Source organism: Pseudoalteromonas sp. DY56-GL79, assembly GCF_041414765.1.
GTDB lineage: Bacteria > Pseudomonadota > Gammaproteobacteria > Enterobacterales > Alteromonadaceae > Pseudoalteromonas > Pseudoalteromonas piscicida.
This window is the reverse complement of the sequence record NZ_JANHZS010000015.1, coordinates 132,306-139,800: the sequence shown is the minus strand read 5'-3', so window position 1 is coordinate 139,800 and position 7,495 is coordinate 132,306. Positions and strand designations below refer to the sequence as shown.

The following is a 7,495-nucleotide window of genomic DNA, read 5'->3' as shown; positions in this document are numbered from 1 at the left end:
AGATGATTGCTTCATATTTTTAAAGAACGTTTCGAAACATTTCGTTGTTTCGAGGGGTGTGCATTCTAAGCATTCCCACTTTTTTGTCAACACTTAATTTTGAATTTCTTTAGAAGAAGTTTCGAACTTAAGCTTTACTTGACGCTAACTCGTTGCTGCTTTGCTTTTCAGCGTAGCGCCCCGTGTCAGTGGGGTCGCATTATAGGGCGATCCGATTTTAGTGCAACCCTTTTTTTTAAGAAAGTTGCGAAAAAACGTTTGTTCGAGCAAAAAGAAAACAACCCGAATATAAAACAAACAAAAACACCCGCATTAGGCGGGTGTTTCGCTATTTTAAGCTTGAATAAAGTCTATAAATTAAAACTTATACTCGATACCTAAGCCTAGATAATCCTTTTCTACTTGGTTATCTGCATCAAATGTTGAGTAGAAACCATAAACCTTCGCGTTTTTAGCAAGCTTGTAATCAACACCGACAGAAACACCATCAACTTTGTCACCGGCATCAAAGTCAATAACTTGATACTGTGCTTTTAAGGTTGTATTGCCCAATTTGTACGCTGCATTTAGTAAGTACCCATCGGCCTCTGCACTTCCATCCACCTTTTCTTGTGTCTGGTACATTGCACCAAGTTTGAAGTCAGCTACTTTACCTTGAACAGTGAAACGAACCATGTCATTGCCATTTACTTCGCTATCTGCCGCAATCGCTGCATAGATAGCAGACTCTTTCAATCCAGCATCGCCGTATGTTAGCGCAGTAGAGAAACCGTTTTCACCTTCTTCACTGTCTTCAGCAATAAAGCTTCCTAATACTCTAAAGCCATTAAAGCTTGGCGACTTGTAGGAAATTGAATCACCTAAGCGATTTTCGCCTTTGAAGAGTACCTTAATGTCACCCTCAAGGTCGTTGAACTGGTCTAACTTACCTTGAGACTGTTTTAATGCAGTGTCATTACGGCCGATAACGACTTCACCGAAGTTACCTTTTAAACCCACGTACTGATTACGTGCAGTAATATTGTCTTTATCACCTTTTGAATCAGCGTCAGAGACATCTACTTGGAACTCAAGCTTATAAATAACTTCTAAACCAGAGTCTAATTTCTCAGAACCTTTGAAACCAAAGCGAGAAGCGTTACTTTTAATTTCAGTAACTGAACCTGCACCATCGTCAGAAGATTGTACCGATACATTCGCTTTACCATAAACATCTACTTCAGCGTTTGCTTGAAAAGTGAATGCACTTAGTAATGATAGCGCTAAAGCAGTCTTAGTTAGTTTCATGTGTATTTCCTCAATATCGCAACACGTATTTTCAAAACACGCGCAGTTTGACACTGGTAAATGACAAAAATATTACACATAAAATATTTCTGAAAATAAAATGACACCCAACCTTAAGAAATACGTCACAAAAGATTCATTATAAGAATTACTTCACCGCCCCCAGTAAATTTACGATGGTTTCTATTTGCTCTAATTGGTCGTTGTCTTTGTGGTATGCTACAAATATCTCTCTTGAGTTACTTTCGACTTCTTCAACTTGAGTCAACCTTCCAGCCTCAATGGACTCTAGCGCTAGCGCTTCTGGCACAAATGCAGAGCCACCACACTGAAGAATAAGATCGAGTGCTATTCTGCCGGTGCTGGTTCTAAAATAAGGAGGGGTTGCGCCAGTAAACTGTTTTGCATGCCAGAGAGAAAAAGCAGTTCCCCAATCAACATAAACATACTGGTTGTCAAAAAAGTCTTCCTTTGTTGCGTTATCAAAAGTGCTTACAGGAATAATAGCAAGATCACTGATCGGCTTAACAACCAATTCATCCACTTTTGGCGGATCGAACAGAACAGCGAGATCCAATGTTCGCTCTAATAATAGTCGCGTGCTTTCTTGCTGTGCTTTCACTTCAGCAACAAGCGATACTCCGGGCATAGCGGATACAATATGGTTAATCCCGAATTGTAAAAATGCGTCCCAAATATTAGCCGTGCCACTCAGTGACAATTGCTTGTGCATATTGTTTGCCAATGCAACATCGACTTTGGCGCGCTGCATCCCAGTTAAGATCATTTTGGCGTGTGGTAACAACCTTTCACCTGGCGCAGTTAACTGAATATTGTTACGCTGGCGAATAAAAAGATTCACCCCTAAACTTTGCTCAAGCTGGCGGATCCTAAAACTTACAGCTGACTGAGTGATGTATAAATTTTCTGCCGCTCGACCGAAGTGACGGGTTTTGACAACTTCGACAAAAGTTTTTAATAGATCTATGTCCATTTTTCTTCCTGACGATAAAAATTACTCGTTTAAAAAATTATAAAACTTGGTCCATACTCCAGCCAGATAATCTTAGAGGACTCAGTTATGGATCATAATTTAGCGACTTTGAAAAATGCATTTGCAAGCCCCAGAGCCTTTTATGATGACGCCAACTTCCCTAGAGGATTCGGACGCAGTGGTCACTTCACGCTACAAGAAGCCGAAATTCTTGAACGCTGTGGTGCCACATTAAGAAGCTTATACAGCAAAGCAGAAGAACCTCAAAACAGTTTCCAATCTCAGTTTGTTCAGGTAATGGAAGGGTTAATTCCCCCGACTAACGCTGTAGAAAAAGCTTGGACCAAATATTTGAAGCATACTACGTGTAAGACAAAGTTTCACACGCTATTTGGACGTTCTAAAGTTCAAAACGATGGTAGCGTAGTGATCCCGGTAGATATTGACGACGAGCTATAAGCAAAATCGCCTGAATTCTATCAAGCTTAGACGCCAACAGAGTGATTTTATTTCTGTCGTTGGTGTCTGAGCACTTCTATTATTTATACCATTTCAATGTCGATGAGCTCATCACCCCCTATCTTTCTCGTATTTTGTTCTTAGTCATTACCTGTTTATTAGCACAAGCATTGCAATTAAGCGCAGTTAGGTTAAGAATTAGTAAAACAGGAAATGATTGGCGAAGGTTGTGTTACGGAAAATCTTAATCATTGAAGACACCCCCACAATTGCGAAGGTGCAAAAGCATATTGCAACCACTGTGGGATACCATGTAGATATTGCAGAATCTTTGGCTGAAGCCAAAGTGTTATTATCACAGCACGACTATTTTTGTGCCGTGGTAGATTTTGTGTTACCTGATGCGCCGCTTGGAGAAGCTATTCCCTGCACGGTTAAAGCTGATATTCCTACCATAGTGATGACTGGTAACCTTGAAAGTCAGACTCGCTCAATCGTTGAGCAATACCCCATCATCGACTATATCACCAAGGAAAATAAACAAGCCTATCATTATTTACGTCGCCAATTAGAACGCCTGCCAAGAAATGAAAATGTCAGAGTACTGGTTGTGGACGACTCTATTTCGTCGAGACACTATGTCTCAGCACTCCTCACTCGCCATAAATATCAGGTACTAGAAGCCTGTGATGGCATAGAGGCACTCGCGGTATTAAAAGACAATCCGGATATTTCAGTGATCATTACCGACAATGAAATGCCAAATATGCGAGGCGAAGAGTTATGTATCGAAATTAGGCGACTCTACACTGATGATGATAAAGCGATAATTGGTATATCTGGAGTTGAAACCGAAAATTTATCTACACGATTTTTGAAAAATGGTGCTAATGACTACCTCAGAAAACCCTTTAACGCTGAAGAGTTTTACTGCCGTCTTAGCCAGAACGTCGATATGCTAGAACATATTCAAACGATACGCCGACAAGCAAATACAGACTATCTAACCAGCTTGCCAAATCGACGCTACTTTTTCGATACCGTAAAGAAAAGCCTAAAAGCAAGACATAAAAAGGAGCTCTACGGGCTGATCGCTATGATAGATATAGATCATTTTAAGCAAGTAAATGACAAATATGGCCATGAAGGCGGCGATGCGGTGCTTGAGTCCATTGGCCAAGCGTTTGCTCAATACTTTCCCAATGATTTAGTCGCTCGATTAGGCGGCGAAGAGTTTGCGATATATTTTAAAGATACGGTGGCTGATCATTGCAAAGAAAGACTGGAGTGCTTCAGGAAATATTTAGAGCAAAGTAGTAACGAACTGACTGAACAGCGGATCTCGTTTACTGTTTCAATGGGACTTGCCGCTCAGGTGACTACGGACATAGAAAGCCTGATAAAACAAGCCGATGAGCGTTTATATCAGGCGAAAGCTTCGGGAAGAAACCGCTTAGTTCACTAAGCGCTTTCTTTTATCTCGATAAGAATCAAAGCTAAACATCACCAGCGCTCCCCAAATAAAGGCAAACGTTATAGCTCGTTCAGCATCAAAGGCTTCCCCGTAAAAGAGTACCGCCAATATAAACATTAAGCTCGGCCCGATATATTGAAAAAAACCAAGTGTCGTGTAGGGTATCCGTTTTGCTGCTGCGGTAAAGCATAACAAAGGCAAAGTTGTCACCACACCCGCACTTATCAATAGCGTGTTGGTATACCAATCATTATTCCAAAGGTTGCTTGTGGCACTCGGCTCAACCCACCACCAATAAGCCAGTGCAATTGGGGTGAGAATAAGTGCCTCCACCAGCAATCCTGGAAGCGATTCAACCGCTAAGGTCTTACGTAACAATCCATATATCGCAAACGATCCAGCCAGTGAAAACGCAATGACTGGGAATGAGCCAAAACTAATTAACTGTAATACCACACCCACTATCGCTAATAGCACAGCAAACTTTTGCGCCGTTCTCAACCTTTCCGATAAGAATAACATTCCCAATAGCACGTTAAGTAATGGGTTGATGTAATAACCCAAACTCGCGTCTAACATAAAGCCGTTATTCACAGACCAAATAAATAAACCCCAGTTAAAACCCAACAGCAACGCGGTGAGTGTCAACATCGCCAGCAACTTAGGATTAGCCAATATGGCCTTAATTTTGGGCCATTGCTGCTTTGCCAGCACAATTAGTGCAATGAAAAATACAGACCACACAACGCGATGAATGAGTATCTCAATCGCGTCGACATGGACGAGTTGCTTAAAATAGATGGGTGCAAGTCCCCACATAAAAAAGGCGAGTACAGCGAGTAAGTGGCCTTTCTTTTGTTCTTCAATCACGGGCGTTTAACCTTTGGAGGGATCAACTAAAAGGTCAATCATTATACTCATTTTTATTAATCTCGGCGATGAAAGTTCGATGAATTCACAATCGCAAAGTTTAAAGCCTACAAGTGCTCAAAACTTATTCAAGTCTCTTCAGATTAGATAAAAAGCAAAGACAAGGTTCAAAAAAAGCTCTAAAATGACGCCGATGGATACCCTCGTAAGCACCCCAATTAACGATCCTCATTCAGTACTGAAAGATGTGTTTGGCTACAGTACGTTTAGAGATGGTCAGCTCGATATTATTCAGTCTAGCTTAGCTGGTCAGGATACGCTTGTACTACTGCCTACCGGCGGCGGTAAATCACTCTGTTACCAAGTCCCAGCAGTATTATTTGCAGGCGTGACAATTGTTATATCGCCACTTATCTCATTAATGCAAGATCAGGTCGCGCAGTTAAAAGCACAAGGCATAGCCGCTGAATATATCAACAACAGCGTCGCTTGGGAGCAGCAAAAAGATACCTATGACGCGCTTTTCCAAGGTCGTTTAAAGCTGTTGTACGTTGCTCCAGAGAAAGCCTTACAACGCGACTTTATTGATCGCATATCCAACTGTAACATCAGTTTATTTGCCATTGATGAAGCCCATTGTGTATCTCATTGGGGACATGACTTTAGACCGCACTATTTTCGTTTAAAAGAATTGCGTCAACATTTTCCGTCTGTTCCGATGATGGCATTAACCGCAACAGCTGATTTAGCAACACGAAAAGATATTGTCCAGCAATTGGGTATGCAAGCACCATTTATCTATACCGGTAGCTTTGACAGACCCAATATTCGTTACACCATCGAAGAAAAGTTCAAACCCCTGTCGCAATTGATCCGCTATTTAAAAGAGCAAAAAGGGCAAAGTGGCATAATCTACTGTGGTAGCCGTAAACGTGTTGATGATATTGCCGAAAAGCTGATTGATGCTGGGTTCAATGCTGCAGGTTATCACGCAGGTCTAGATAATGATCAGCGCCAGTTTGTACAAAACCGCTTCGCCCGAGATGACATTCAAATCGTAGTTGCAACCGTTGCTTTTGGTATGGGGATCAATAAACCCAACGTGCGATTTGTGGTTCACTATGATATTCCAAAAAGTGTAGAAGCATATTATCAAGAAACGGGTCGTGCAGGGCGAGATAGCTTAGCAGCTGAAGCCGTTATGTACTTTGATCCTGCGGATATTCCCCGTGTTAGACGCTTTTTTGAAGATATTCCAGACGAGCAACGTCGTAAGGTTGAAGAGCAAAGGTTTCAGGCAATGTCGAGTTTTGCTGAAGCACAAACCTGTCGTCGTCAAATTTTGCTCAATTACTTCAGCGAATATCAACGTGAAGCATGCGGTAACTGTGATATTTGCCTTAACCCTCCGAAACAATTTGATGGCACATTAGTTGCCCAACAAGCGTTATCGTGCGTATACCGCGCAGAGCAACGCTTTGGCATTGGTTACATTGTGGATATTTTGCGTGGGGCAAATACCGCAAGGATCAGAGAGCAAAACCACCATACCCTCTCAACCTATGGGATCGGGAAAGAGCACAGTAATGAATTTTGGCTGAGTATCTTACGTCAATTGATCCATCATGGTTTATTGAGTCAAGATATTACTCAAGGCGCAACGCTTAGACTAACAGAAGCCGCACGCGCCGTACTGCGCGGCGAATATGTGCTACAACTCGCAGAACCAAGACTTGTAGCAAAGCATGTCTATCAAGATAAACTGGCTCAGTTTAATTACGATAAGAAACTATTTGCTAAGCTTCGTGCACTCAGAAAGCAGCTCGCAGATGAAGATGATGTACCGCCGTATGTTGTATTTAACGACCGAACGTTGGCTGAAATGGCACAAAGAACGCCAACAACCGATAGCGAGTTTTTGCAAGTGTCTGGTGTCGGTTTTACTAAGCTCAGCAAGTACGGAGCCCCTTTCATGCAGCTCATCCGTAATTATTTGGAAAGAGAATAATGACCACACTCACTTTGGACAATTCACACGAGGTGATTATCATCAGCTGTGAAATTACACCTCAAGACGATGAATTTGAACTTTGGGGGCAAATATTCTTACATCAAGATGAGATTCAATTAATCGAATTCTCTGCAGGAGCAGATAGACATCAGTGGCGCTTTTCATATAAAAACTGTAATTTTAATTTAAATTTTGAACATTACAGTGAGAGTGTGTGGATAGCTCCTGATGGCGTTGATGCCTTAGAACTCCTATCTTTCCTACGCCAACAACTTTCTCGTTAAGTCCACATAAAGCTCTTTAAGTCTATAAATATTATTACTTTTGTTGCAGAACTAAAGCAAGCTGCAACAATATAATCCATACTAAAGGAATATTAGACTTAAAGGCTCTGTGATGA

7 protein-coding genes are annotated in these 7,495 nt (G+C 41.5%); 4 read left to right on the top strand and 3 right to left on the bottom strand.

The window, feature by feature from the left end:
• Positions 1 to 357 precede the first annotated feature (357 nt).
• Complete coding sequence (locus NO992_RS12675; RefSeq protein ID WP_371377583.1) at positions 358 to 1,287, bottom strand: porin; 930 nt, start codon at positions 1,285 to 1,287, stop codon at positions 358 to 360.
• Between the two features lie 148 nt (positions 1,288 to 1,435).
• A complete protein-coding gene (locus NO992_RS12670) occupies positions 1,436 to 2,281 on the bottom strand; it encodes a LysR family transcriptional regulator (RefSeq protein WP_017218507.1) in 846 nt (281 codons plus the stop codon).
• A gap of 87 nt (positions 2,282 to 2,368) precedes the next feature.
• On the opposite strand from NO992_RS12670, the gene maoP reads away from it, so the two are divergent.
• Together maoP and NO992_RS12660 are read left to right on the top strand one after the other, a co-directional pair.
• Positions 2,369 to 2,740: a DUF413 domain-containing protein gene (gene maoP, locus NO992_RS12665; RefSeq protein ID WP_010607241.1), complete on the top strand. Its 372-nt coding sequence runs from the start codon at positions 2,369 to 2,371 to the stop codon at positions 2,738 to 2,740.
• Between the two features lie 229 nt (positions 2,741 to 2,969).
• Complete coding sequence (locus NO992_RS12660; RefSeq protein WP_349198562.1) at positions 2,970 to 4,205, top strand: diguanylate cyclase domain-containing protein; 1,236 nt, start codon at positions 2,970 to 2,972, stop codon at positions 4,203 to 4,205.
• Here NO992_RS12660 and rarD read toward each other — a convergent pair.
• A complete protein-coding gene (rarD, locus tag NO992_RS12655) occupies positions 4,194 to 5,084 on the bottom strand; it encodes an EamA family transporter RarD (RefSeq protein WP_039493074.1) in 891 nt (296 codons plus the stop codon). The two genes, NO992_RS12660 and rarD, sit on opposite strands and share 12 nt — an antisense overlap.
• A gap of 184 nt (positions 5,085 to 5,268) precedes the next feature.
• Here rarD and recQ point away from each other — a divergent pair, with 184 nt between their 5' ends.
• Complete coding sequence (gene recQ / locus NO992_RS12650) at positions 5,269 to 7,092, top strand: DNA helicase RecQ (RefSeq protein ID WP_086009245.1); 1,824 nt, start codon at positions 5,269 to 5,271, stop codon at positions 7,090 to 7,092.
• On the top strand, positions 7,092 to 7,379 hold the full coding sequence (locus tag NO992_RS12645) for a DUF3630 family protein (RefSeq protein WP_010378996.1): 288 nt from the start codon (positions 7,092 to 7,094) through the stop codon (positions 7,377 to 7,379). The genes recQ and NO992_RS12645 overlap by 1 nt, the downstream gene beginning before the upstream one ends.
• Positions 7,380 to 7,495 lie beyond the last annotated feature (116 nt).